At 65.8% G+C, this 24,117-nt stretch carries 22 protein-coding genes and 1 tRNA gene; 10 read left to right on the top strand and 13 right to left on the bottom strand.

Annotated features, from left to right (window positions below; translation table 11 throughout):
• Positions 1-28: 28 nt before the first annotated feature.
• The 3 genes from BR78_RS0101200 to BR78_RS0101210 are packed head-to-tail and all read right to left on the bottom strand — an operon-like array spanning position 29 to position 3,220.
• Entirely contained in the window at positions 29-1,189 is a 1,161-nt protein-coding gene (locus tag BR78_RS0101200; RefSeq protein WP_029724818.1) for a D-alanyl-D-alanine carboxypeptidase family protein, read from the bottom strand.
• A gap of 23 nt (positions 1,190-1,212) precedes the next feature.
• Positions 1,213-2,208, bottom strand: coding sequence for an SPOR domain-containing protein (locus BR78_RS0101205; RefSeq protein ID WP_049811769.1), 996 nt, complete (start codon positions 2,206-2,208; stop codon positions 1,213-1,215).
• Positions 2,192-3,220: a lytic murein transglycosylase gene (locus tag BR78_RS0101210; RefSeq protein ID WP_029934345.1), complete on the bottom strand. Its 1,029-nt coding sequence runs from the start codon at positions 3,218-3,220 to the stop codon at positions 2,192-2,194. Before BR78_RS0101210 ends, BR78_RS0101205 begins: the two co-directional genes overlap by 17 nt.
• 124 nt (positions 3,221-3,344) lie before the next feature.
• On the opposite strand from BR78_RS0101210, the gene BR78_RS0101215 reads away from it, so the two are divergent.
• Positions 3,345-3,434 (top strand) — tRNA-Ser (locus BR78_RS0101215).
• Positions 3,435-3,484: 50 nt separating this feature from the next.
• Here BR78_RS0101215 and BR78_RS0101220 read toward each other — a convergent pair.
• Positions 3,485-4,255 (bottom strand): FadR/GntR family transcriptional regulator, encoded by a 771-nt coding sequence (locus tag BR78_RS0101220; RefSeq protein ID WP_029934346.1) that lies wholly within the window; start codon positions 4,253-4,255, stop codon positions 3,485-3,487.
• A gap of 77 nt (positions 4,256-4,332) precedes the next feature.
• Between BR78_RS0101220 and manD the strand changes: the two genes are divergently transcribed.
• The 8 genes from manD (at position 4,333) to BR78_RS0101260 (ending at position 11,853) form a co-directional block, all read left to right on the top strand.
• Positions 4,333-5,544 (top strand): D-mannonate dehydratase ManD, encoded by a 1,212-nt coding sequence (manD, locus tag BR78_RS0101225; protein ID WP_029934352.1) that lies wholly within the window; start codon positions 4,333-4,335, stop codon positions 5,542-5,544.
• A 226-nt stretch (positions 5,545-5,770) separates the two neighbouring features.
• Positions 5,771-6,436 carry a DUF6975 family protein gene (locus BR78_RS0101230; protein WP_051683140.1) on the top strand — a complete coding sequence of 222 codons (666 nt, stop codon included), beginning with the start codon at positions 5,771-5,773 and terminating at the stop codon, positions 6,434-6,436.
• Between the two features lie 39 nt (positions 6,437-6,475).
• Positions 6,476-7,321 carry an AAA family ATPase gene (locus tag BR78_RS0101235; protein ID WP_029934355.1) on the top strand — a complete coding sequence of 282 codons (846 nt, stop codon included), beginning with the start codon at positions 6,476-6,478 and terminating at the stop codon, positions 7,319-7,321.
• Positions 7,318-7,743, top strand: coding sequence for a GFA family protein (locus BR78_RS0101240; RefSeq protein WP_029724214.1), 426 nt, complete (start codon positions 7,318-7,320; stop codon positions 7,741-7,743). The genes BR78_RS0101235 and BR78_RS0101240 overlap by 4 nt, the downstream gene beginning before the upstream one ends.
• Before the next feature lie 5 nt (positions 7,744-7,748).
• Positions 7,749-8,597 carry a DUF817 domain-containing protein gene (locus tag BR78_RS0101245; protein ID WP_029934356.1) on the top strand — a complete coding sequence of 283 codons (849 nt, stop codon included), beginning with the start codon at positions 7,749-7,751 and terminating at the stop codon, positions 8,595-8,597.
• 60 nt (positions 8,598-8,657) lie between these two features.
• Positions 8,658-9,230 carry a CHAP domain-containing protein gene (locus BR78_RS0101250; RefSeq protein ID WP_029934357.1) on the top strand — a complete coding sequence of 191 codons (573 nt, stop codon included), beginning with the start codon at positions 8,658-8,660 and terminating at the stop codon, positions 9,228-9,230.
• A gap of 37 nt (positions 9,231-9,267) precedes the next feature.
• The gene (locus BR78_RS0101255; RefSeq protein WP_029934358.1) at positions 9,268-10,665 is read left to right on the top strand and encodes a hypothetical protein; all 1,398 of its coding nucleotides are present in this window, start codon (positions 9,268-9,270) and stop codon (positions 10,663-10,665) included.
• A 9-nt stretch (positions 10,666-10,674) separates the two neighbouring features.
• Positions 10,675-11,853 carry a vWA domain-containing protein gene (locus BR78_RS0101260; protein WP_029934359.1) on the top strand — a complete coding sequence of 393 codons (1,179 nt, stop codon included), beginning with the start codon at positions 10,675-10,677 and terminating at the stop codon, positions 11,851-11,853.
• A gap of 341 nt (positions 11,854-12,194) precedes the next feature.
• Here BR78_RS0101260 and BR78_RS0101265 read toward each other — a convergent pair whose 3' ends face one another.
• Positions 12,195-12,488: an Hpt domain-containing protein gene (locus BR78_RS0101265; protein WP_029934361.1), complete on the bottom strand. Its 294-nt coding sequence runs from the start codon at positions 12,486-12,488 to the stop codon at positions 12,195-12,197.
• Between the two features lie 80 nt (positions 12,489-12,568).
• On the opposite strand from BR78_RS0101265, the gene BR78_RS0101270 reads away from it, so the two are divergent.
• Positions 12,569-14,860, top strand: coding sequence for a hypothetical protein (locus BR78_RS0101270; protein ID WP_081855559.1), 2,292 nt, complete (start codon positions 12,569-12,571; stop codon positions 14,858-14,860).
• A 359-nt stretch (positions 14,861-15,219) separates the two neighbouring features.
• Here BR78_RS0101270 and BR78_RS0101275 read toward each other — a convergent pair whose 3' ends face one another.
• Genes BR78_RS0101275 through nuoK form a run of 8 tightly spaced genes read right to left on the bottom strand, consistent with a single transcriptional unit; the run spans position 15,220 to position 24,028 of the window.
• Positions 15,220-15,483: a DUF1467 family protein gene (locus BR78_RS0101275; protein WP_029934365.1), complete on the bottom strand. Its 264-nt coding sequence runs from the start codon at positions 15,481-15,483 to the stop codon at positions 15,220-15,222.
• Between the two features lie 3 nt (positions 15,484-15,486).
• Positions 15,487-17,121 (bottom strand): ribonuclease J, encoded by a 1,635-nt coding sequence (locus BR78_RS0101280; RefSeq protein WP_029934367.1) that lies wholly within the window; start codon positions 17,119-17,121, stop codon positions 15,487-15,489.
• Positions 17,122-17,904 (bottom strand): type III pantothenate kinase, encoded by a 783-nt coding sequence (locus BR78_RS0101285; protein ID WP_029934373.1) that lies wholly within the window; start codon positions 17,902-17,904, stop codon positions 17,122-17,124.
• Between the two features lie 11 nt (positions 17,905-17,915).
• Complete coding sequence (locus tag BR78_RS0101290; protein WP_029934375.1) at positions 17,916-18,566, bottom strand: biotin--[acetyl-CoA-carboxylase] ligase; 651 nt, start codon at positions 18,564-18,566, stop codon at positions 17,916-17,918.
• Positions 18,567-18,613: 47 nt separating this feature from the next.
• Positions 18,614-20,059, bottom strand: a complete 1,446-nt coding sequence (gene nuoN, locus BR78_RS0101295) for an NADH-quinone oxidoreductase subunit NuoN (protein WP_029724225.1) — start codon at positions 20,057-20,059, stop codon at positions 18,614-18,616.
• Positions 20,059-21,636, bottom strand: coding sequence for an NADH-quinone oxidoreductase subunit M (locus tag BR78_RS0101300; protein ID WP_029934378.1), 1,578 nt, complete (start codon positions 21,634-21,636; stop codon positions 20,059-20,061). Before BR78_RS0101300 ends, nuoN begins: the two co-directional genes overlap by 1 nt.
• On the bottom strand, positions 21,633-23,723 hold the full coding sequence (nuoL, locus tag BR78_RS0101305) for an NADH-quinone oxidoreductase subunit L (RefSeq protein WP_029724227.1): 2,091 nt from the start codon (positions 23,721-23,723) through the stop codon (positions 21,633-21,635). Before nuoL ends, BR78_RS0101300 begins: the two co-directional genes overlap by 4 nt.
• Positions 23,723-24,028, bottom strand: coding sequence for an NADH-quinone oxidoreductase subunit NuoK (gene nuoK / locus BR78_RS0101310; protein WP_029724228.1), 306 nt, complete (start codon positions 24,026-24,028; stop codon positions 23,723-23,725). Before nuoK ends, nuoL begins: the two co-directional genes overlap by 1 nt.
• Positions 24,029-24,117 lie beyond the last annotated feature (89 nt).

Raw genomic sequence — 24,117 nt, forward strand, 5'->3', positions numbered from 1 at the left:
GATCTCGTGCCACGGGCGCTTGCGGCATTTAGCCGAAGAACGAAGTCAGCCCCAGCCAAACCCGCCGGAAGAACCCCGCCTCGCCGACATTCGCCTCCGCCACCAGCGGCAGCGTCTGGGTGGGCATGCCGGGGGTCTCGACGATCAGATCGGCGATATGATCGCCTGCCTTGATCGGCGCCTTGACCGGACCGAGATAGACCAGCTTGCCGGTCATCTTGGGCGAAGTGCCCGCCGGTATGGTCGCGTTGAGATCGCGCGGCGCGACGACGCCGACGCTGCCCGATCCCCCGCCCTGCACTTCGACTTCGCCGATCCTTTTGCCCTTCGACGCGATCGGCTGCGGGCTCCATGCGCGGAAGCCCCATTGCATGAAGCGCACCGATTCCTCGGCGCGGTTGCCATAAGTGTTCAGCCCGGCGACGACCATCACCAGACGGCGGCCATTCTGCTCGGCCGATCCCGTGAAGCCATAGCCCGCCTCGTCGGTGTGCCCGGTCTTGAGCCCGTCGGCGCCCTGGACACGGCCCAGCAGCGGATCGCGATTACCCTGCGTGATCGCCTCACCGGCGCCCAGCGTCTTGCCCCAGGTATAGGAAGTGCGGCTGTAGAACTGCTTGTAGAGCTGCGGATGGTCCTGGATCGTCGCCTTGGCGAGATGCGCGAGATCGCGCGCAGTCACGAAGGTGCGCCCTTCGTCCGGCCAGCCGTTGGAGGTGCCGAACTGGCTGTTGGTGAGGCCCAGCTTCTTCGCCTGCTGGTTCATCAGATTGACGAACGCCTCTTCGGTGCCCGCGATCTTCTCCGCAAGCACGACACAAGCGTCGTTGCCCGACAGCGTGACGATGCCGTTGAGTAGATCCTCGACGCGCGGCGTCTCGCCGACCGCGAGGAACATGGTCGAGCCCTGCGAATGCCACTTCTTCCACGTCTCGGGGCGGACTTCGGCAGTGTCGCTGAGCTTGAGCTTGCCCTGCTTGATCAGATCGAACGCGACATAGACCGTCATCATCTTCGCCATCGACGCGGGCGGGATGCGGCGATCGGCGTCCTTGGCATAGAGCACCGCGCCCGAGGACAGGTCCTCCATATAGGCGATCGGCGCCGGCGTATCGAAGGGCGGCGTCTGCGCGGTGGTGGGATAAGCGACGGCGAGGGCCAGGATCGAGGCGGCGAAAAGCTTGTTCATCGGTGTCCGGGTCCCCGGGTTACTCAGTTGACGGCGATCACGCGCGCGTCCCCATAACCCGCGCGTGCGGCCCCGGCCCGCGCAGCATCCGCCTCCCGCTGTGTCGCAAAGGGGCCGAGCTGCACGCGATGGAGCCCTCCGCCCTGCTTTACGAAGCCGCCCATCCTCTGTGCAAGCGATTGCGCATTCCTGGCGTTAGAAAGTGCGGCGACCTGAACGTAAAAGCCGCGGCCCGATGGCGGACGCGCGGGGCGCGGCGCCGGCGCGGGGCGCGATACGGCCGGACGTGGCGGCGCGGCGGGCCTGACCGTCGCCGGTGCGGGCGCGGCCGCAATCTGCGGCGCGCCCAGATGCTTGCGCAGCGCATTGAGCAGGATCGGCGGCGTATCCGGTCGTGCCGCCGCCGGGCGGCCCGAGCGGAGCGCGAGCAGGTCACCCGGACCGGCGGCGACTTTCCGCACGCGCACGGCGATCGGCCCCGCGCCGTCATGGCCGAGCGCGCGGGCAGCGCCGGTCGAGAGGTCGATCGGACCGCGCGTTCCGGGCGCCATCGCCCCGGTGATCAGCACCACGATGGTCTTGCCGTTCTCGAGCGAAGTCACTTCGACGAGCGTATCCGGCGCGAGCGAGGCATGAAGTCCGGTGATGGCCGCATCCTCGAACCCGATGCCGGCGTAGCCGACTTCGTCGTAACGCTGCTCGCCCGGAGTTCGCTGCGATGAGCCGCGCGGTCCCGTGGCGTTCGCGGTCGGGTCGGCATAGCTGTCCTGCGCGGGCGGCGGCGGCGCATAGTCGATGCGCGGGTTGGACGTGGCGGCGCCCGGAACCGCATAGCTCGCGCCCGGCGCGGCCTGCCCGTCGGGAACGACGGCGAACGCAGCTGCCAGAGGCATGGGCTGCCCCCAGCTCTGCGCGGCAATCGAGCCGGCAAGCTCGGGTCCGACATTGGCATGGCTCCGGCCCCCGCCGAATCCGGCGAGGAGGAGAAGAGCAGCGACTGCGCTAGCGTTCGACTTCATCGGCGAGCAGGCCTACCGACAAAGCGTAAAAATTCGAGCAATTATAGTCGAGGATCACGCGATAATTGCCGGTGAGCAGATAGGCGGTCTTTCCAGGGCCGTCGGGCTCGAGCAACGTCGCCTGGACATTGTCTGCGGGCCAGCCCTTGCCTTGCTGCGTCAGCCCGAGCGCGCGCCACTCGCTTATCGTCTTCCAGCGGCTGTGGCGCTCGTGCACGCGCGGACAGCGTGGTGCGGTAGTGCGTCCCGCGATCGCCGCCCGATTGAACCCGTCCGGCACACGCACTGCAACACCCCAGGGCTGCCCCGGGCGCCAGCCGGCATTGACGAAGTAATTGGCGATCGACGCCAGCGTGTCCGCCTCGCTGCTCCAGATATCGGCAAGCCCGTCCCCGTCGCCATCCACGGCGAGCCGCAGATAGACGCTCGGCAGGAATTGCGGCCCGCCGAACGCGCCTGCCCAGCTCCCGACCAGTTTCTCGCGGGGAACGCCGCGATCGATCATCTTGAGCGTCGCGATGAACTCTTCGGCGAACAATGCACGCCGCCTGCCCTCATAAGCGAGCGAAGCCAATGCGCGCGGCAAATCGAATCCGCCCATCACGCGCCCGTAGTTGGTCTCGTGCCCCCAGATCGCGACCATGATCGATTCGGGAACGCCGGTTTCGCGCTCGATCCGCGCGAGCCGCGGGCGCTGCCGCTGATAGGCGCTGCGACCCTGCCCGATCCGCGCCGCGTCGACATGCTGGCGGCGATAGGGCTCGAACGGAGAGATCGGCGCATTGGGCCGGGTTTCCGGCTGCTGCCGGTCGAGCTCGACGACGCGGGCATTATAAGTGAGCGTCGGAATGACCCGGTCGACGGTGCGCCGGCTCACGCCTTCGGCCATCGCCTGGCGTGCGAGCGTCTGGAGATAGGCCTGGAAGCCGCTTTCGTCCTGCGCGATCGCCGGCGCGGCCGCCGGGGTCGCCAATACCACGGCAACGGCCAGAGCCGCCACCTTCCCGAGCATCGTACGCAAAGCCAACATATGGGTTTTGTGCCACAGCAAACCGCAGGCATGAAGCCCCTCAAGTCGGCAACCGAGCAAGATTTTGTGGCGCGCCGCCGCGGAGCGCGATAGCGGGGGCGGCAGCGGAGAGGTGGCCGAGTGGTTTAAGGCAGCGGTCTTGAAAACCGCCGTGGGTGCAAGCTCACCGTGGGTTCGAATCCCACCCTCTCCGCCAAAGGCCGCCGTACAATGGGATTGGTCAGGCCAATTCCAACTGCGATATCTTCAGGCCGAGCCGATCTTCAGTCGGCGCGCGACACTGTCCCGCCGCGCGTCCAGTTCGCTGCGTGCGCGCTCCATCACTTCGAGTTCGGTCGCTGCGAGCAGATCGTCGACCACGCCGCGCAGATGCCGGCGCATCGCACTGCGCGCGGCGTGCGGATCGTGCGCGCGGAGCGCCTCGACGATCGGGCGATGCTCCTCCACTCGCGGCGTGATGCCGCCGCGCTTTGCCCGCGCGAACATGTTCGCCGACAACGGCGATTTGGTGCGCAGTTCCCATAGATATTCGATCACGCTGCGGATCGCGGCATTTCCCGTCGCATTGGCGATCGCGAGGTGGAAGCGGTGATCGGCGTCCATCACCGATGGCTCGTTCGAATCGTCGGCCGCCATCTCGACCAGCAGCTGGTCGAGCTCGTCGAGCTGCTCGTCGGTGATCGATACCGCCGCCAGCGCGACCGCCTCGCCTTCGAACAGGATGCGCGCCTCGGTAAGGTCGAACGCGCCGACGTCGAAGTTGAGTGCGTCCTCTCGCTGGGCGGTGCCATGATCGCGCTTGGTGACGTAGAGGCCTGAGCCATGCCGCGCCTCGATCCAGCCCTTCATCTCGAGCGCGATCATCGCCTCGCGGATCGTCGGCCGGCTGACGCCATATTCCTCGGCAAGGTCGCGCTCGCCGGGCAGACGCGTGCCGGGCGACCAGCGCCCCGCCTCGATCGCCTCGGTGATCGAAGCCGCCACCCGCTGGTACAGCTTTTTGCCGGTGATCTTCATAACATCCTCACCCTAGGTTGACAGGGCACCCATCACAAGGGGATATTGGCCTGACCACTTTTAAGGAATAGCTACCCTTGCCTCGTATCACTTCCGCGCGCGTCATCGTCACTTGTCCGGGCCGCAATTTCGTCACGCTCAAGATCGAGACCGACGAGGGCGCATACGGCATCGGCGATGCGACGCTGAATGGCCGCGAGCTGGCGGTGGCGAGTTACCTCACCGATCACGTCATCCCCTGCCTGATCGGCCGCGACGCGCACCGGATCGAGGATATCTGGCAATATCTCTACAAGGGCGCGTATTGGCGGCGGGGCCCAGTGACGATGAGCGCGATCGCCGCGGTCGACATGGCCCTGTGGGACATCAAGGGCAAGCTCGCCGGCATGCCGGTCTATCAGCTGCTCGGCGGTGCCGCGCGCGAAGGCTGCATGGTCTATGGCCACGCCAACGGTTCCGACATCGCCGAAACGATCGAGCGCGCGCACGAATATCTCGAGCAAGGCTACAAGGCCGTCCGCCTTCAATCGGGCGTACCCGGATTAGCCGCCACCTACGGCGTGTCGGGCGAACGCTTCTATTACGAGCCCGCCAAGGGATCGCTTCCCGACGAGACGGTCTGGTCGACCTCGAAATATATGCGCCACGTGCCCCAATTGTTCGAGAAGGGACGCAATGCACTCGGCTGGGACGTCCATCTGCTCCACGACGTCCATCATCGCCTGACTCCGATCGAGGCGGGCCGTCTCGGCAAGGATCTCGAACCGTATCGCCTCTTCTGGCTCGAGGATGCGACTCCGGCCGAGAACCAGGCGGGTTTCCGCCTGATCCGCCAGCATACCACCACGCCGCTCGCGGTCGGCGAGATCTTCAATTCGGTGTGGGACGCGAAGCAGCTCATCGAGGAGCAGCTGATCGACTATATCCGTGCGACCGTGGTCCATGCCGGCGGCATCACGCATCTGCGCCGTATCGCAGGCCTCGCCGATCTCCATCAGGTCCGCACCGGCTGCCACGGCGCGACAGATCTTTCGCCAGTGAGCATGGCCGCGGCGCTCCATTTCGGTCTGTCGGTCCCCAATTTCGGCATCCAGGAATATATGCGCCATACCGCCGAGACCGACGCGGTGTTCCCGCACGCATATTCGCTTTCGAACGGCCTGATGCACCCCGGCGACAAGCCCGGACTCGGCGTCGATATCGACGAGGCGCTTGCCGCGAAGCACGAGTATAAGCGTGCTTATCTTCCTGTGAATCGGCTCGAAGACGGGACTATGTGGAGCTGGTAAACTACGAGCTGCGTTCAATGCTCCAGCGAAAGTAGAGGCTCAGGGTATTAGTACTTCATTACTCTGTATTGCTGCTTTCGCAGGGGCATATGAGCTCTTTCGCGATTCCAGACGCGACTGAAAGGTAAATTCACCGTCAACCACGTATTTACGTGCTTCGGTATATCCCCGAGTTGCATAGGGAGCGTGTCGGTGTTTCCGGCAGCTCAGGGATTTTGGGGGCATAATGCCGTTTGACACCGCACAGATCGCCCGTCTCGGTGGCACATGGGGAGCGATGGGATCGCTCGTCGCTTCCGATGGCAGCGCGAATCACCCCTATCTCGCGGGTCTCGCCGAGAATCTCGAGCCGCTGCGCGACCTTGCCGACGCCGCCCATTTCATTTGCGTGCTCCATGGCCGTCATCCGGGCCTGGTCGATTATGCGCTCGACCATGCCCGCGTCTCGCTCGAGCGCGACTGGCTGGAGGCCGCCGCCGACGCATTTGCCACCGAGCGCGCCTATCTCGTCCGCATCGTCGCCGCCGCCGGCCCGCTTCCTAGCACGCCCGGCCATGCCGAATCGGAAGCTGCGGCGCATGCGCAGCGTCATGCGCTGGACATGCTCGCCCAGTCCGACCGCGCCGGCTGCGCCGCCGGTGCGGCGCTGGCACTGGCGATCGACTGGGCTACGATCCGCGAAGTCCTCGATGCCGTCGCCAAGCGGCTTGGAATGACCATCCCCGTCTCGACGCTCCCTCTCGCCGAGGAAACAGTGAGCGTCGTCGATGCCCTCGCCCGCGAGGCGTCGATGGAGCGCGCGATGCTGTTCGGCGCGCAACAGGTCTTTGCCCAGCATCGCGGTCTCTGGGACCTGCTCGAAGCCCGCGCGAGCGCCCGCGCACGCGCCTGAAGCTTGCGCCGGGGCGCCATGCCCCTCTACGAGAGCGCCATGCGCTTCGAAGGCACCCAAAGCTATGTCGCGACGGAGGACCTAAAGGTCGCCGTCAACGCGGCCGTCACGCTCCGTCGCCCCTTGCTCGTCAAGGGCGAGCCCGGCACCGGCAAGACCGTTCTCGCCTACGAGATCGCCAAGGCAGTGGGCGCCCCCCTGATCGAGTGGAACGTCAAATCGACGACCAAGGCGCAGCAGGGCCTCTACGAATATGACGCGGTCGCCCGTCTGCGTGACGGACAATTGGGTGACGAACGCGTCCACGACATCGCCAATTATATCCGCAAGGGCAAATTGTGGGAGGCGTTCACTGCGCCGCAGGTCCCCGTCCTGCTGATCGACGAGATCGACAAGGCCGATATCGAATTCCCCAACGATCTGCTCCAGGAGCTCGATCGCATGGAATTCCACGTCTACGAGACGAAGGAGACGGTGCGCGCCGCCGAACGGCCGATCGTGGTGATCACTTCGAACAACGAGAAGGAACTGCCCGACGCGTTCCTGCGCCGCTGCTTCTTCCACTATATCAAATTCCCCGATCGCGAGACGATGCAGGCGATCGTCGACGTCCACTTCCCCGGCATCCAGAAGATCCTGGTCGGCAAGGCGATGGACATCTTCTACGACATCCGCGAGGTCCCCGGGCTCAAGAAGAAGCCGTCGACCAGCGAGTTGCTCGATTGGCTCAAGCTGCTCCTCCACGAGGAAATGCCGCTCGACGTGCTCCAGAACAAGGACCCCACCAAGGCGATCCCGCCGCTCCACGGTGCCTTGCTCAAGAACGAACAGGACGTGATGCTGTTCGAGCGCCTCGCCTTCATGAGCCGGAGACAGAGCAAGTGACGCGCTACACCGGACGGTGCGCCTGCGGCGCCGTTACCGCCACGATCAGCGGTGAGGCCGTCACCGTGCGCCAATGCTGGTGCCGCCAGTGCCAGCAGATCGCCGCCGGCTCGCCCACCACCAACGCGATGTTCGCGACCGACGACCTTGCGATCGCAGGCGAACTCGCGACCACGGCCTACACCGCGGCGAGTGGCAACACACTGACTCAGAGCTTCTGCGCCGCATGCGGCACGCCGGTGATGGGCCAATCCTCGGCGCGGCCGCAGTTCCGCACGATTCGCCTCGGCTTCCTCGACGCGCCCAACGATCTCGCGCCGCAAGTCGCGATCTGGATCGAGGACGCGCCCGCCTGGGCGATGATCGATCCGGCGCTCGAACGCTTTCCGCGCCAACCGCCACCGCCCGTCGCCAAGTCCTGAATTCGATGCCGCCGCCGGCTCAGGGCGCGACTCGCTTCGCCCGCGTCCGCGCGCGGCTGGAGGCGTTCGAACCACGCCCGGGCTGGCGCGCGTGGACTTACGAATTCCTGCTGTTCGGCTTCAAGCAAGGCTGGGCCTGCCTGTTCGGCGCATTGCTGCTGACCCTGCTGCTGGGCACGCATTATTTCTATCCTGCCGACGCGGGCTTGGCGCGCTACGATTTCCTCGTCATCGGCGCGGTGCTGATCCAGGTCGGCATGCTCGTCTTCCGGCTGGAAAGCCTCGAAGAGGCCAAGGTCATCCTTGCCTTTCACGTGGTCGGGACGGTGATGGAAGTGTTCAAGACCGCCCACGGATCCTGGCTCTATCCCGAGGCGAACCTGTTCCGCATCGGTGGCGTACCGCTCTTCTCGGGCTTCATGTACGCCGCCGTCGGCAGCTATATCGCACGCGTCTGGCGGATCTTCGGCTTTCGTTTCCCCGGCTACCCGCCGCGCTGGACCAGCTGGCTCCTCGCGGCCGCGATCTACGTCAACTTCTTCGCGCACCATTGGCTGCCCGATATCCGTCTCGGCCTCTTCGCCGCGACTGCCCTGCTCTTCTGGCGCACCCGCGTCTGTTTCACGGTGTGGCGCGAGGAGCGCTGGATGCCGCTGCTCCTCGGCTGGTTTCTCGTGGCGTTGTTCATCTGGCTCGCCGAGAATGTCGGCACCTTTTCGCGCGCCTGGATGTATCCGGGGCAGGAGGATGGCTGGGAGCTCGTCTCGCCCGCCAAACTCGGTGCGTGGTACCTCCTGATGATCATCTCGTTCGTACTGGTCGAGGCAGTGCACGGGCGCGGGAATCGCAGTTAACGCAATTTTAACCACTCGTGGATACGTCGAGATGGGGGGTACTCGTTACGGTGCCCGTGTATGCGTTGTTTTGCGTTTCCGATCGCGCTCGTCGCCGCGGCTTTGGCCGCCGCACCCGTGCAGGCGCAGTCGCTCCTCGAATATGTCGGCCAGTGCGTTCCCTTCGCGCGTGCGGCGTCGGGCATCCAGATCTATGGCGACGCATGGACCTGGTGGGATCAGGCCGACGGCCGCTACCAGCGCGGCCGCAAACCGCGTATCGGCGCGGTCCTCGCTTTTTCCAAGAGCACCCGTCTTCCCCTCGGCCACGTCGCCGTGGTCAGCCGGATCGTCGACAAGCGCGTGCTGATGGTCACCCACGCCAATTGGTCGCGCCTCGATGGCGAACGCGGTCATGCCGAACAGGACGTGACCCTGTTCGACGTCTCCGAGCGCGGCGACTGGAGCCTCGTCAAGGTCTGGTACCGCGACACCAACGGGCTCGGCAGCTCGATCTATCCCGCGCACGGCTTCATCTACGGCACCCCCGATCCCGCGGCGGGCAAGGCGATCCGCCCCGCCCGCCCCGCCGCCGAGCTGAGCAGTCGCCAGCCCGATTATGTCGGCTCGCTGATCGACGCCTATGCGCGCTGACTTGTGCGGACCCGGTCACTGAAGCATGAAAGGCGCCATGGCGGGGGCTGAGGGTGCCGACAGGCGATATTGGTGGCTGCTCAGCACGATCGTCGTGCTCGGGCTCGCGCTCCGCATCGCCGGTGCGCAGGGCGCGCTTTGGCTCGACGAGGCCTGGTCGGCGAAGCAGGCGCACGATGCCGGCACCCCGCTCGCAATCTTCCTCAACATCAATCACGACAACAACCACCACCTGAATTCGCTATGGCTGCTGCTGGTCGGCTTCGACGCGCCGCCGTTGCTCGCCCGCGCCTTGTCGATCGTTACCGGCACGCTGGCGATCTTCGTAGCGGCAATGATCGGCGCACGCCGCGGCCCGGCGCTGGGACTGATCACCGCCCTCCTCTTCGCGGTCTCACCGGCGTTGGTGACGCTGGGTTCCGAGGCGCGGGGCTATGCGCCGATGTCGCTCGCTTTGCTCATGGCGATCCTGCTCACCGATCGCTGGCTCGCCGGGGAGGCCGAGCGAAGCCCGGCACTCGCGCTGGCGATCTGCTTCTTCCTCGGCTCCTTTTCGCAGCTGATCATGTTCTTCGGCGTCTGTGCGATCGCCGGCTGGGTGTTCTTCACTTTGTGGAAGCGTGATGGACTCAAGGTCGCCGTGAATCGCACCCTCAGGCTCTTCCTGCCCTCGGCCATCGCGTTGGGCCTGGTCGCCGCGATCATCCTCGGCGCCGCCGCCGCCCGCACTGGCTTCAAGTTCGGCCGCTATGATCCCTACGACACGATGGGACTGCTCCACGGCGTGTCCGAGCTCGTGCAGTATATCGTCGGCCTGCCGGTGGTGAGCATCTGGTGGTTCGTTCTCATCCCGGCTCTGGTCGTCCTCGCCCCTTCCGCCGGCGTGTCGCGTATCGCCTTTCACCGCCTCGCCATCCTTGCCTTCCCATTGGTCCTGGTGCTTCTCCGCCCGGGCAATGTCGCGCACCCGCGTTATTATCTCCTCGTCGGCATCGCGCTGCTGATCCTGATCGCCGAGTTTATCTGGCTGGGCTGGCGCGCCGGCGGCTGGAAGCGCTGGCTGGCGGGCGGCACGCTCGCCGCGATCACTGCGGCCAGCCTCGCGCTCGACATCGACCTCGCGATCAATCGCCGCGGCGATCCCGGCGCCGCGATCCGCGCGATGCAGGCGCGCGCGCCACGGGGCACCCGCCTCCTTCTCGACCGCGAGACCGGCATCGCGACGCTCGAGGCGGCGGCCGCCGCCTCGCATTATCCGCTGCAGGTCCAGCTCGCCGATTGCACAGCCGCACGCTTCTTCTTCGCCGATCGGTTCCGCGGCGAGGAGCCGCCACGCCGGATCGCGCTCTGCGGAACATATTACGCCCCGATCGCCGAAGCGCGTGCCCATGGCATGTCAGGCACCCACTGGACGCTGTACGAGCGCCAGCCCTAGAAGGGCGGCATGTTCTTCTCCTTCCTCGACGAGTTGCGCGCCGCGGGCATCCCGGCGAGCCTCAAAGAGCATCTCGTCCTGCTCGAGGCGCTCGACCGCGACGTGATCGAGCGCACGCCTGAAGCGTTCTACTATCTCGCCCGCGCCACCTTCGTGAAGGACGAAGGCCTGCTCGACCGTTTCGACCAGGTCTTCGCCAAGGTCTTCAAGGGGATCGCCACCCATTACGGCGTCGCGCCCGCCGACATCCCCGAAGAATGGCTCAAGGCGATCGCCGAGAAGTTCCTCACGCCCGAGGAAATGGCTGCGATCCAGTCGCTCGGTTCGTGGGACGAGATCATGGAGACGCTCAAGCAGCGCCTCGCCGAGCAGCACGAGCGCCATCAAGGCGGCAGCAAGTGGATCGGCACTGGCGGCACCTCGCCCTTCGGAAACGGCGGCTACAATCCCGAAGGCGTCCGCATCGGCGGCGAAGGGAAGCACAAGCGCGCGCTGAAAGTCTGGGACCAGCGCGAATTCCGCAACCTCGACAATACGAAGGAGCTCGGCACCCGCAACATCAAGGTGGCGCTACGCCGTCTGCGCCGTTTCGCCCGCGAAGGCGCCGCCGACGAGCTCGATATCGACGCGACGATCCACGGCACGGCGAAACAGGGCTGGCTCGACGTCCATATGCGCCCCGAGCGCCACAATGCGGTCAAGCTCCTCCTCTTCCTCGACGTCGGCGGCTCGATGGATCCCTTCGTCAAGCTCTGCGAAGAGCTGTTCTCGGCCGCGACCAGCGAGTTCAAGAACCTCGAATTCTTCTATTTCCACAATTGCCCGTATGAAGGCGTGTGGAAGGACAATCGCCGCCGCTTCACCGAGCGCACCCCGACCTGGGATATCCTCCATAAATACGGCCATGACTATAAGCTCATCTTCGTCGGCGACGCCTCGATGAGCGCGTACGAGATCAGCCACCCCGGCGGCTCGGTCGAGCATTTCAACGAGGAAGCCGGCGGCGTCTGGATGCAGCGGCTGGTGAACACTTATCCCGCCGCGGTCTGGCTCAATGTCCTGCCCGAGGCGCATTGGAGCTATACCCAGTCGGTGCGGATCATTCGCGAGCTGATGCAGGACCGGATGTATCCGCTCACGCTCGCCGGCCTCGACGCCGCGATGCGCGAGTTGAGCCGGAAGCGCTAGGACATATCGACATTCGACCTAAAACTCCCTCTCCCCTTGATAGGGGAGAGGATAGCGAAGCTTGGCAGCTTGCTGCCTAGCGCAGCTTGGTGAGGGGTGGGGCGGAGCGGTGCTCCGCGCGGCCGCTTTGCGGCCGCACCCCCTCACCCAGCTCCGACTAAGGCTTTGCTTCGCAAAACCTAAGTCTGCGCAACCCTCTCCCCCTTGCAGGGGGCGAGGGAAGTATGGCTGGTGTCGATACGGCCAATATCTGTCATCCCGGCGAATGCCGGGATCTCAAGCGATGGCGCGAACGGCTTGCAGCACGAGATCAGGCATTCGCCTGGATGGCGAGGAGTGCCTTACAACCTGTCGATCGCGCGGTGCAGCCGGCGCAGCATCGCGCTGTCCTGCGCGGGGCCGTTCACCGCCTCGGCGGCCAGCGCCATCAACCGGACCGCGCCGAAACTCGCCGCCAGTCCCTTCAGCCGCAGCGCCGCCGCCGCCCAGGCATCGGGCCCTTCCGCTGATTTCATCGCGCTGACACACCGCTTGACGCTGTCGAGGAAGGATTCGCGCAGCTCGGCGATCAGCACGGGTTCGTCCCCCACTGCTGCCGCCAGCGTCGCATCGATTGCACCGGGATCATATGCCATGCCCTGGGCTACCCCGAAGAGGCTTAATTCTTGGTTGCCGCGATATTTGGCGAAACGTCCAAACATGGTACAGTTCGCCCATGACTGGGGGAAACACCGCGCAGGTCGCCATCGAGCCGTCCAACGGCAACGAAGAGCTCGTCCTTTCCGACAACTCGGCACTGCCGGGACCGCTCGAGGATCTCGCTTTCGACGAGGATGAACAGCCGCGGCGCAATACCGCCTGGCTCGTTCCCGCGCTGGCATGGCTCGCCGTCGCCGCCTGGTTCATCGGCATGGGCTGGCTCGCGCTCCCCGCCTTTCAGCAGGGCATGGAGCCGGTTGCGCTCATCCAGCTCATTGCAGCGCTCTGTGTCCCACCGGCGCTGATCGGCATCCTCTACATGCTCGCGATGCGCACGAGTCGCTCGGAGGCCCGCCGCTTCGATGCCACTGCCCGCGCGATGCGCAGCGAGGCCGCCGCGCTCGACAGGGCGATGGCGACGATTTCCGCCCGCATCGCCGAAAACCGCGCCGCGCTCGCCGAGCACACCACTGCGCTCGCCTCTCTCGGCGAACGCGCAGCCGAACGCGTCGAGAGTGCCGCTGGCATGGTCGGCGAGAAGGCGCGCCTGATGGACGGCAGTATCCGCACGTTCGGCGAGGCCATGGATCAGGCCGAGAAGCGCTTCGAGATCATCCTGACCACCTTGCCCAAGGCGCATGAGGAAATGCACGGGCTGGCAAGCCGCATCGATGCCGCCGGCCTGCTCGCCAGCCAGCGCGCCGCCTCGCTGGATACCCAGCTCACCGCACTTTCCGAGCGCGGCCGCGAGGCCGATCAGATCGCCGGTGGCGCCGCCGAGCGGCTGGCCGCGCACATTTCCCGCATGGAAGCGACCAGCGAGACGGCCAGCTCGCGGCTCGAGCAGGTCACCGGGCAGATGTCGGTCGCCGTCGATGCGGTGCTCGATCGTGCCGCCGGCGCGGTCGACGAGGCCCGCAAGGGCATCGCCACCCAAGGCGAGGCGATCCTCGCGATGCTCAGCGCCAATCAGGCCGCGCTCGACCGTGCCGGCCGCGACAGTGCCGAGGCGCTCGGCGAGCGCATGGCGGTGATCGAGGAAGCCATCGGCCGCATCGGCGCGCGCCTTGCCGAAGAGCAGGGCCGCGGCGACGTGCTCTTCGCCGGCCTCTCCTCCGGCGTCGACCGGCTCGATCGCGAACTCCAGATCCTCCACGCGGCCGGCACCGATCGCACCCAGTCGCTGGCCGCATCGGTCAGCGCTCTCCACGGCTCGATGGAGGCGATGGCGGAAGCGCTGCGCACCGGCGATCAGCTCGCCCGCAAGGCGATCGGCACGTCCGAAGACCTGCTCACGGCGCTCGACGCCTCGGCGCGCGAGATCGACGAGACGCTTCCCGAAGCGCTCGCCCGGCTCGACGAGCGGATCGGCGCGAGCCGCAAGGTCGTCGCGGGCGCCAAGCCCGAATTGCTCGCGCTCGTCACTGCCGCTGAAAGCACGCACGACGCGATCGAGGCGATCGCCGATGTCGTCTCGCAGCAGCGCGATACGCTCGCCAAGACGCAAGCCTCATTGCTCGAAACGCTCGCCACCGGCAGCGAACAGGCGGCGTCGCTCGGCGCGATCGTCGACGATACCATCGAGACCACCCGCCGCTTCGCCGAGACCGCGGCGCCGCAGCTCGTCGATGCGCTGGTGAGCGTGCGCGAGACCGCGAGCGCCGCCGCCGCGCATGCCCGCGAGTCGCTCGCCACGATCGTTCCCGGCGCCACCGCCGCGCTCGAGGAAGCCAGCGGCACCGCGCTCAAGCGCGCAGTCGACGCCACGGTCCGCCGCGAAATGGCCGAGCTGGCCGAGAGCACAGAAGCGGCCGTGACCGCCGCGACGCGCGCTTCTGAGCGGCTCACCCAACAGATGGTGGCGCTCGCCGACACCACCGCCCGGATCGAAGCGCGTATCGAGGAAGAGCGCGTCGACCGCGAACGTGCCGACAGCGACAATTTCGCGCGCCGCACCACCTTGCTGATCGAGGCGCTCAACTCCGCGTCGATCGACATCGCCAAAGCCTTCTCCGCCGAAGTCACCGACAGTGCCTGGGCGGCCTATCTCAAGGGCGATCGCGGCGTGTTCACGCGGCGCGCAGTGCGCCTGCTCGAACCGGGCGACACGCGCGAGATCGCACGCCTCTACGATGCCGACCCGGCGTTCAGCGAACACGTCAATCGCTACATCCACGATTTCGAATCGATGCTGCGCCACATCCTCGCGCTGCGCGACGGCTCGACCCTCGGCGTAACCCTGCTGTCGTCCGACATGGGCAAACTCTACGTCGCGCTCGCCCAAGCCATCGAGCGCCTGCGCACCTGAACCCTTCCCCTCTCCCCTCAAGGGGGAGAGGGTTGCGCAGACTTAGGCTCGAAGAGCCTTAGTCGGAGCTGGGTGAGGGGTGAGCGGCTTCGCAGAAGCCGCGCGAGGCTGCGCCTCGCTCTACCCCTCACCAATCTTCGCTAGGCAGCAAGCTGCCAAGCTACGCTATCCTCTCCCCTATCAAGGGGAGAGGTGTTGTTCTGGCTCGATCTTCCAATGTAGGATTTGGTATGCCAGCCTCGCTGTCGGCTCTTTGACAGTGTGGAATCAGGCTTGGCGCGTCACGTCATTTTCTTGCTCGAACGCGCAACTTTTATTCACGATTCGCGGGAAAAGTGCGAAGTTAAGCCCGCGAAATCCTACCGATGGACCCAGTCGAGCATGTCGGCTGTCACCCAGCCGTTGACGTAATTGAGGAAGAACAGGCCGAATAAGATGCTCGCGACGATCGTCGTGCGGATCGCGATCTTCTTCGGGCTGAAGCCGTGCGGCGCGCTCTCGGCCTGGCCGGGGACGAGCTCAACCCCTGCTTCCTGCGCGGTGCGCACCCCGAAGGGCAGCACCAGGAACACCGAGAACGCCCAGAACAATATGTAGATCGCGAGCATCGACTGCCAGCGCATGGCTCAGAGCTCCACGACCAGCACGTCGACCACCGGCTTCTTGCCGGTGAAGCGCACCGCCGCGCGGCGCACTGCCAGCCGCACGCTCTCGCGCATTTTCTCGATGTCGCGGCCGTCCTTCTTCACCGCCTCGGCCGCAGCTTCGGCGGCCTCTTCGAGGAACGCGTCGCGGTCCTCCTCGACCGGCACGCCCTGCACCCGGATCTGCGGCGCGCCCTTCAGCCGTCCGCCCTGGATCGCGACCGCGACCGAGATCTGGCCGTACAGCGCGATCCGCCGCCGCTCGTTGATCGTCGTGCCGTCGGCCGGCAGGATCACGTCGCCGTCGAGCACCAGCCGTCCGGCATGCGCCTGGCCGACCTGCTTCGGCTTGCCCGGCGCGAGCTTCCAGATGTCGCCATTGACCTGCGTGATCGCTTGGCGGATCCCTTGCTCCTTCGCGAAACGCGCCTGCTCGTGCATGTGCCGCACTTCGCCGTGCACCGGCAGGATGATCTCCGGGCGGATCCAGCGATACATCTCGGCCAGTTCGGGACGCCCCGGATGGCCCGAGACATGGACGAAGGCCTGGCGGTCGGTGATGAGCTCGACGCCCTTGCCGGCCAGCGTGTTCATGATCTTGCCGATCGCGATCTCGTTGCCCGGGATCTGGCGCGACGAGAAGACGACGGTGTCGCCGGCATGGAGCTTCAGGACATGAGTGTCCTCGGCGATTCGGTTGAGCGCGGCGCGCGGTTCGCCCTGCCCGCCGGTTGCGACGATCATCACCTGGTTGGGCGGCAGGCTCATCGCCGTGTCGAAGTCGATCGTCTCGGGGAAGTCGCGCAGATAGCCGGTCGCCTTGGCGACGCGGAGGATCCGGTCGAGCGAGCGTCCCGCGACGCAGATCTGGCGACCGGTATCCTCGGCGACTTCGCCCAGCGTCTGCAGCCGCGCGGCGTTGGAGGCGAAGGTCGTGACGAGCACCCGGCCCTTGATCGCCGCGACGACCTCGTCGAGCCCCTTGCGGACATCGGCTTCCGAACCCGACGCCTCGGGGTTGAACACATTGGTCGAATCGCAGACCAAAGCCAGCACGCCCTCGTCGCCGATCGCGGTCAGTTCTGCCGCGGTCGAGGCGCCGCCCAGCGCGGGTGCGTCGTCGAGCTTCCAGTCGCCGGTGTGGAACACCTTGCCATACGGGGTCTCGATCAGCACCGCATTGCCCTCGGGGATCGAATGGGCGAGCGGCGTATAGGTCACTGTGAACGGCCCGATATCGAACGGCCCGTCCTCCTTGACGACGTTGAGCTCGACCTTGTCGGTGATGCCCTCTTCCTCGAGCTTGCCGTAGATCAGCCCCGCAGTGAACGGCGTCGCATAGAGCGGCACGCCGAGATCGCCCGCGAGATAGGGCAGCGCACCGATATGGTCCTCATGGCCATGCGTCAGCACGATGCCGAGCAGATCGTCGAGCCGCTCCTCGATGAACTGGAGATCGGGCAGGATCACGTCGACGCCCGGATAGTTCGCATCCCCGAAGGTGATGCCGCAATCGACCATCAGCCACTTGCCCTGCGTGCCATAGAGATTGACGTTCATGCCGATCTCGCCCGAGCCGCCGAGCGCGAGGAAGAGGAGTTCGTTGCCTGGAGTCACTTAATTTCCTTGCTGGCTGCGTTCCCACAGCATGGCCAACCCCTGAATGGTGAGGTCGGGTTCGATGGTATCGAAGACCGATGTATGCTTTTCGAAGAGCACCGCCAGTCCGCCGGTGGCGATCACCTTGAGCGGGCGTCCCACCTCGGCCTTGAGCCGGGCGACGAGACCCTCGATCATCGCGACATAGCCCCAATAGATGCCGATGTGCATCTGGTCGACCGTATTGCGCCCGACCACGCTGGTTTTCTCGGGCGCGGATATGGCAATGCGGGGGAGCTTGGCCGCGGCGGTGACCAAGGCGTCGAGCGACAGGTTGATGCCCGGCGCGATGATCCCGCCTTTATAGGCGCCGCTGTAATCGACCAATTCGAAGGTGGTCGCGGTGCCGAAGTCGATGATGATGAGGTCGCCTTCGTGCCGGGCATGGCCTGCGATCATGTTGAGCGCGCGATCGGCGCCGAGGCTGCCGGGCTCTTCGACATCGAGCTGGAAGCCCCAATCGGCGCTGCCCTGCCCGGCGATCACCGCCTCGGTCTTGAAGTATTTGCTGCTGAGCACCTGGAGATTGTGCAACGCGCGGGGAACGACGGTGCCGACGATCACTCCGGTCACGACCGAGCGGTCATAGCCCTCGAGGTTGAGCAGCTGGCTCAGCCATACGGCATATTCGTCGGCGGTGCGGCGCGGATCGGTGGCGATGCGCCAGCGCGCACGGATCTCGCCGTCCTCGACGAGCGCGAAGACGACATTGGTGTTGCCGGCATCGACGGCGAGCAGCATTTGCCTTCCCTTCAGAGCAGGAACACGTCGCCAGCGTGAATGACACGGGTCGCGCCGCCGGCCAAGCGCAGGATGAGCGCACCTTGCGCATCGAGGCCGCCGAACAGCCCGTCCTCCGAGCTGCCGTCCGCCAGCCGCGCCGTCAGTGCCGTGTCGATCGGATGGGCGCGGGCGAGCCAGCGGTCGCGCACTGGCGCGATGCCGTCGCGCCAGCGCGAGAGCCAGCGCGCGAAAATCTCGGCGAGCGTCTCGGCGAAAACCTGCGGGTCCGGCGCGGGGGCGTGGGCGGCGACGCTGGTGGCGAGACGGTCGAGATCGACCGGATGATGCGCGAGGTTGACGCCGAAACCGATGATCACTGCGTCCTCGACGCGCTCGAGCAATATGCCCGAGAGCTTGGCGCCGTCGACCAGCAGATCGTTGGGCCATTTGAGCATCGGCCGCACGCCGAACAGCGAAACCGCTTCCTCCAGCGCCACCGCCGCGACCAGGGCCAGCGTCGCGGGCGAAGGCTCCCCCGCACGCACACGGACGAGAGTCGAGATGTAGAGATTGCCTGCGGGTGAGTCCCACGTCCTGCCCTGCCGGCCCTTGCCCGATGTCTGCCGCTCGGCGCGGAGCCACAAGCCTTCACTCGCGCCGTTCCGCGCGAGTTCGGCCATATCGGCATTGGTCGAGCCCGTCTCGGCGACGGTTCGGATCGTGGCGGTCAGAACAGCGCCTTCGCGGCCGATGCAGTGAAAATCTCGAGATAGCCGAGCAGCGGCCAGCCAAGCGGCGAAATCACCGCCGCGGCGACAACCAGCAACGCACCCTCGACCGGATCGGTCCTGCCGCTGAAGGCTTCAGCCGGTTCGTCGAAGTACATCGTCTTGACGATCTTGAGATAATAGTACGCACCGATCGCCGAGGCTGCGGCACCCACCGCCGCGAAGATGAACAGTCCGGCATGCACCGCCGCGACGAACACCTGCAGCTTGGCGAAGAAGCCCAGCAGCGGCGGAATGCCCGCCAGGCTGAACATGAAGATGGCGAAGGCGAGCGCGAGGCCCGGCCGGTTGCGCGACATGCCCGAGAGGCTGGCGATGGTCTCTACCGGCTGACCATCCGGCCCGCGCATCTGGAGCACGATCAGGAAGCTGCCCAACGTCATGACGACGTAGATCGCCATGTAATAGAGCACGCTCGAAACACCCGCCTCGCCGCCGGCGGCGAGGCCGATCAGTGCGAAGCCGACATTGTTGATCGACGAATACGCAAGCAGCCGCTTGATGTTGGTCTGCCCGATCGCCGCCACGGCACCGAAGATGATCGAGGCCAATGCCGCGAAGATCACGATCTGGCGCCAATCATGGATCGCCGGGCCCATCGCCTCGATCGCGACGCGGGTGGCGAGCGCCACTGCCGCGACCTTGGGCGCCGAGGCGAAGAACGCCGTCACCGGCGTCGGCGCGCCTTCGTAGACGTCCGGCGTCCACATGTGGAACGGCACGGCGCTGATCTTGAACGCGAGGCCCGCGAACACGAAGACGAGGCCGAACATCAGGCCGATCGAACGACCGCCGGCATAGGCATCGGCGATGCCCGCGAAGAGCGTCGTCCCCGAGAAGCCGTACACCAGGCTGATGCCGTAGAGCAGGATGCCCGAGGCAAGCGCGCCGAGGACGAAATACTTGAGGCCCGCTTCGGCCGAGCGCGTGTCGCGACGCATGAAGCTCGCCAGCACGTACGAGGCGAGGCTCATCAGCTCGAGGCCGACATAGAGGCTCATCAAGTCTCCGGCCGAGACCATCATCCCCATGCCCGCCGCCGAGAGCAGGATCAGCACGGGATATTCGGGACGCAGATCGTCGCCCGAGCTGGTCTGGAAGAAGCGCGGCGCGATCAGGATCGAGACCGCGGCGGCGAAGAAGATCAGCGCCTTGGCGAAGGCGGCGAACATATCCGGGCGATAGAGCCCGCCGAACGCTTCACCGCCCGCCGAAGCCGGGCCCGCGAGCGAAATGCCCGCGCCGATCAGCACCGCGATCGACGCCCAGCTCACCAGCTTCGTCGAATTCTGCCCGCCCCATGCGGCGACGAGCATCAGCAGGATCGCGCCCAGGCTGAGCACGAGCTCGGGCAGGACCATCATCAATTGCATCGAATAGCTCATCAGTGCGCCTCCCCGTGCGCAGAGGCGGCGGGGGCAGCATGTTCCTCTCCGTGCCCGGCGGCGGGCGCAGGCTTGCCGGCGGTGGGCTGCGAGTCACCCGCAGGCATCACCCGGCTCATCCGCTCGACCAGCCGCTCGACGTCGGGCCGCATCGGCTTGAGGAAGCTCTCAGGGTAGACGCCCATCCACAAAACCGCCGCGGCGATCGGGGCGAGCAGCCACAGCTCGCGGCCGCTGAGATCGGGCATCGCGCGGACATCGTCCTTGGTCAGATCGCCGAACACGACGCGGCGATAGAGGTACAGCATGTAGGCCGCGCCGAGGATGATGCCGCTGGTGCCGATCAAAGCGGTCCAGGTCGAGACCTGGTAGATGCCGGCCAGGCCGAGGAACTCGCCGACGAAGTTGCTGGTGCCCGGCAGGCCGACCGAGGCCATGGTGAAGACCATGAACAGCAGCGCGTAACGCGGCATGTTGATCGCAAGCCCGCCGTAGCGGTCGATCTCGCGGGTGTGGAGGCGATCGTAGATCACGCCGACGCAGAGGAAGAGCGCGCCCGAGACGAGGCCGTGGCCGAGCATGACCATCATCGCGCCTTCGACGCCCTGCTGATTGAAGGCGAACAGCCCCATCGTCACGATCGCCATGTGCGCGACCGAGGAATAGGCGATCAGCTTCTTCATGTCCGACTGCACCAAAGCGACCAGCGAGGTGTAGACCACCGCGACGCAGGAGAGCGCGAACACCAGCCACATGAACTGGGCCGATGCCTCGGGGAACATCGGCAGGCTGAAGCGCAGGAAGCCATAGCCGCCGAGCTTGAGCAGCACGCCCGCCAGGATCACCGAACCCGCGGTCGGCGCCTGCACGTGCGCGTCGGGAAGCCAGGTGTGGACCGGCCACATCGGCATCTTGACCGCGAAGCTGGCGAAGAAGGCCAGCCACAGCCAGGTCTGCCACTGCGCCGGGAAGTCGTGCGCCATCAGCTCGGGGATCGAGGACGTGCCCGCATTGAGCAGCATCGCGATCATCGCGATCAGCATCAGCAGCGAACCGAGCAAGGTGTAGAGGAAGAATTTGTACGACGCGTAGATGCGGTTCGCGCCGCCCCAGATGCCGATGATCAAATACATCGGGATCAGGCCGCCTTCGAAGAAGACGTAGAAGAGCAGCAGGTCCTGCGCGGCGAAGGTGCCGATCATCAGGATCTCGGTGGCGAGCATCGCCGCCATATATTCGGGCACGCGCTTCTCGATCGCGACCCAGCTCGCACCGATGCAGATCGGCATGAGGAAGACCGAGAGCATGATCAGCAGCAGCGCGAAGCCGTCGATGCCCAGCGCCCAGGCGAAATCGACGCCGCCGATGCCGAACAGGCGGGCATGCTCGACGAACTGCCACTGGGCAGCACCCGCGCTCTGATCGAAATTGGCCCAGAGCCAGATGCCGAGCGCCAGATCGATCAGGGTCGCGGCCAGTGCGATCCAGCGGGCGCCCTGTGCGCTCGACAACAGGCAGGCGACCGCGGCGATCGCGGGCACTGCCAGCATGATGGAGAGGATCGGGAAACCGGTCATCCTGCGATCACCCAGGTGAGCGCGGCGGTGAGACCGATCAGCATGATGAAGGCATAAGTGTAGAGATATCCCGATTGCAGACGCGCCGTGCCGACGCTGCCGAGCTGAACCAGACGGGCGATGCCGTTGGGTCCGAAGCGGTCGATGGTGCCTTCGTCGCCCGCCTTCCAGAACAGCCGGCCGATCGCGAATGCGGGGCGGACGAACAGGAAGTTATAGAGCTCGTCGAAGTACCATTTGTTGAGCAGGAAGGTGTAGAGCACCCGGAAGTTGTCCGCGACGGCGCCGGCGAAGCTGGGCCGCTTGATGTATGCGTACCAGGCGCCTCCGAAGCCGAGCAGCATCGCGATCGTCGCCGACAGCTTCACCCACAGCGGAACGCCATGCATCGCGTGCATCAGATGCGCGTCGAACGCGATCGCGCCATTCCAGAAATGCGCCCCCTCTTCGGCTTCGATGAAGAAGCCGTGGAAGACGAAGCCCGCGGCGATAGCGCCGATCGACAGCAGGATCAGCGGGACCAGCATCGCCCATGGGCTCTCGTGCGGATGATAGCCCGCCGTGCCTTCGTGCGGCTGATCGTGCAGGATCTCGTGCGCGGTCGGCGCATGGCCCGCATCTTCCTGCGCAGGCGCATTGTCGTGCACTTCGCCATGATCGTGATGGCCATGCGCATCATGGACTGCGTGCTGGATATGCTCGGAACCCGCCCAGCGCGGCGTGCCGTAGAAAGTCAGGAAGACCACGCGCCACGAATAGAAGCTGGTGAGCAGGGCTACGAACACGCCGACCCAGAAGGCGCTGGGAACGCCCGCGGCCCAGGCGGCCTCGATGATCGCGTCCTTCGAGTGGAAGCCGGCGAAGCCGAACGCAGTCGGGTTGCCGAACACCGCGGGGATGCCGACGCCGGTGATCGCCAGCGTGCCGAACATCATCGTCCAGAAGGTCAGCGGGATGTGCTTACGCAGGCCGCCATAGAAGCGCATGTCCTGCTCATGGTGCATCGCGTGGATCACTGAGCCGGCGCCGAGGAACAGCAACGCCTTGAAGAAGGCGTGCGTGAACAAATGGAACATCGCCGCGCCATAAGCGCCGACGCCTGCGGCGAAGAACATGTAGCCGAGCTGCGAGCAGGTCGAATAAGCGATCACGCGCTTGATGTCGGTCTGCACCAGGCCGACCGTCGCGGCGAACAGACAGGTTGCGGCGCCGACGAAGGTCACCACGCCCATCGCCACCGGGCTCGTCTCGAACATCGGCGACAGGCGGCAGACCATGAACACGCCGGCGGTGACCATCGTCGCGGCGTGGATCAGCGCCGAAACCGGGGTCGGGCCTTCCATCGCGTCGGGCAACCAGGTGTGAAGGCCGAGCTGCGCCGACTTGCCCATCGCTCCGAGGAACAGCAGCAGGCAGAGCACGGTCATCGTATCCGCGCGGAACCACAGAAAGCCGATCGTCGAGCCGTGCATGTTGGGCGCGGCGGCGAGGATCTCGTTGATCGAGACGGTGCCGAACACGAGATAGGTGCCGAAGATGCCGAGCATGAAGCCGAGATCGCCGACGCGGTTGACCACGAAGGCCTTTATCGCCGCGGCGTTTGCCGACGGCTTTCGGAACCAGAAGCCGATCAGGAGGTAGGATGCGAGACCCACGCCTTCCCAGCCGAAGAACATCTGGACCAGATTGTCCGCGGTCACGAGCATCAGCATCGCGAAGGTGAAGAGGCTGAGATAGGCGAAGAAGCGCGGCTGATCCGGGTCCTCGCTCATATAGCCCCAGCTATAGAGGTGGACGAGCGCCGAGACGCTGGTGATCACGACCAGCATCACCGCAGTGAGCGAATCCACCCGCAGCGCCCATTCGACCTGCAGGGTGCCCGAGGTCATCCAGTTGAGCACCGGCACTACGGTCTGCTCCGCGCCGTGCAGGTACTGAATGAAGATCGGCCAGGACAGAGCGCACGAGACGAACAGCGCGCCCGTGGTCAGCGCCTTGGGAAGCACGCTGCCGAACGCCTTGTTCGACAGGCCGGCGATCACCGCCGCAGCGAGCGGTAGGAATACGATGAGGAGAATCGGCGACATCAGCCCTTCATCCGATTGACGTCGTCGACCGAGATCGTGCCCCGGCTACGGAAGTAGATGACGAGAATGGCGAGCCCGATCGCGGCCTCGCCGGCGGCGACGGTCAGCACGAACATCGCGAAGACCTGCCCGACGAGATCGCCCAGCGCCGCCGAGAAGGCGACGAGGTTGAGGTTCACCGCGAGCAGGATGAGCTCGATCGCCATCAGGATGACGATGAGGTTCTTGCGGTTCATGAAGATGCCGAGCACCCCCAGCGTGAACAGGATCGCCGAGACGACCAGATAATGGGTGACGCCGATCATGCCCGGATTCCGTTCGTTTCGAGCGAAGTCGAGAAACCGGGGCAGGCGACGGACAAGCGCTTCTCGACTGCGCTCGAAGCGAACGGGTT

Source organism: Sphingomonas sp. UNC305MFCol5.2 (assembly GCF_000712135.1).
Taxonomy (GTDB): Bacteria; Pseudomonadota; Alphaproteobacteria; order Sphingomonadales; family Sphingomonadaceae; genus Sphingomonas.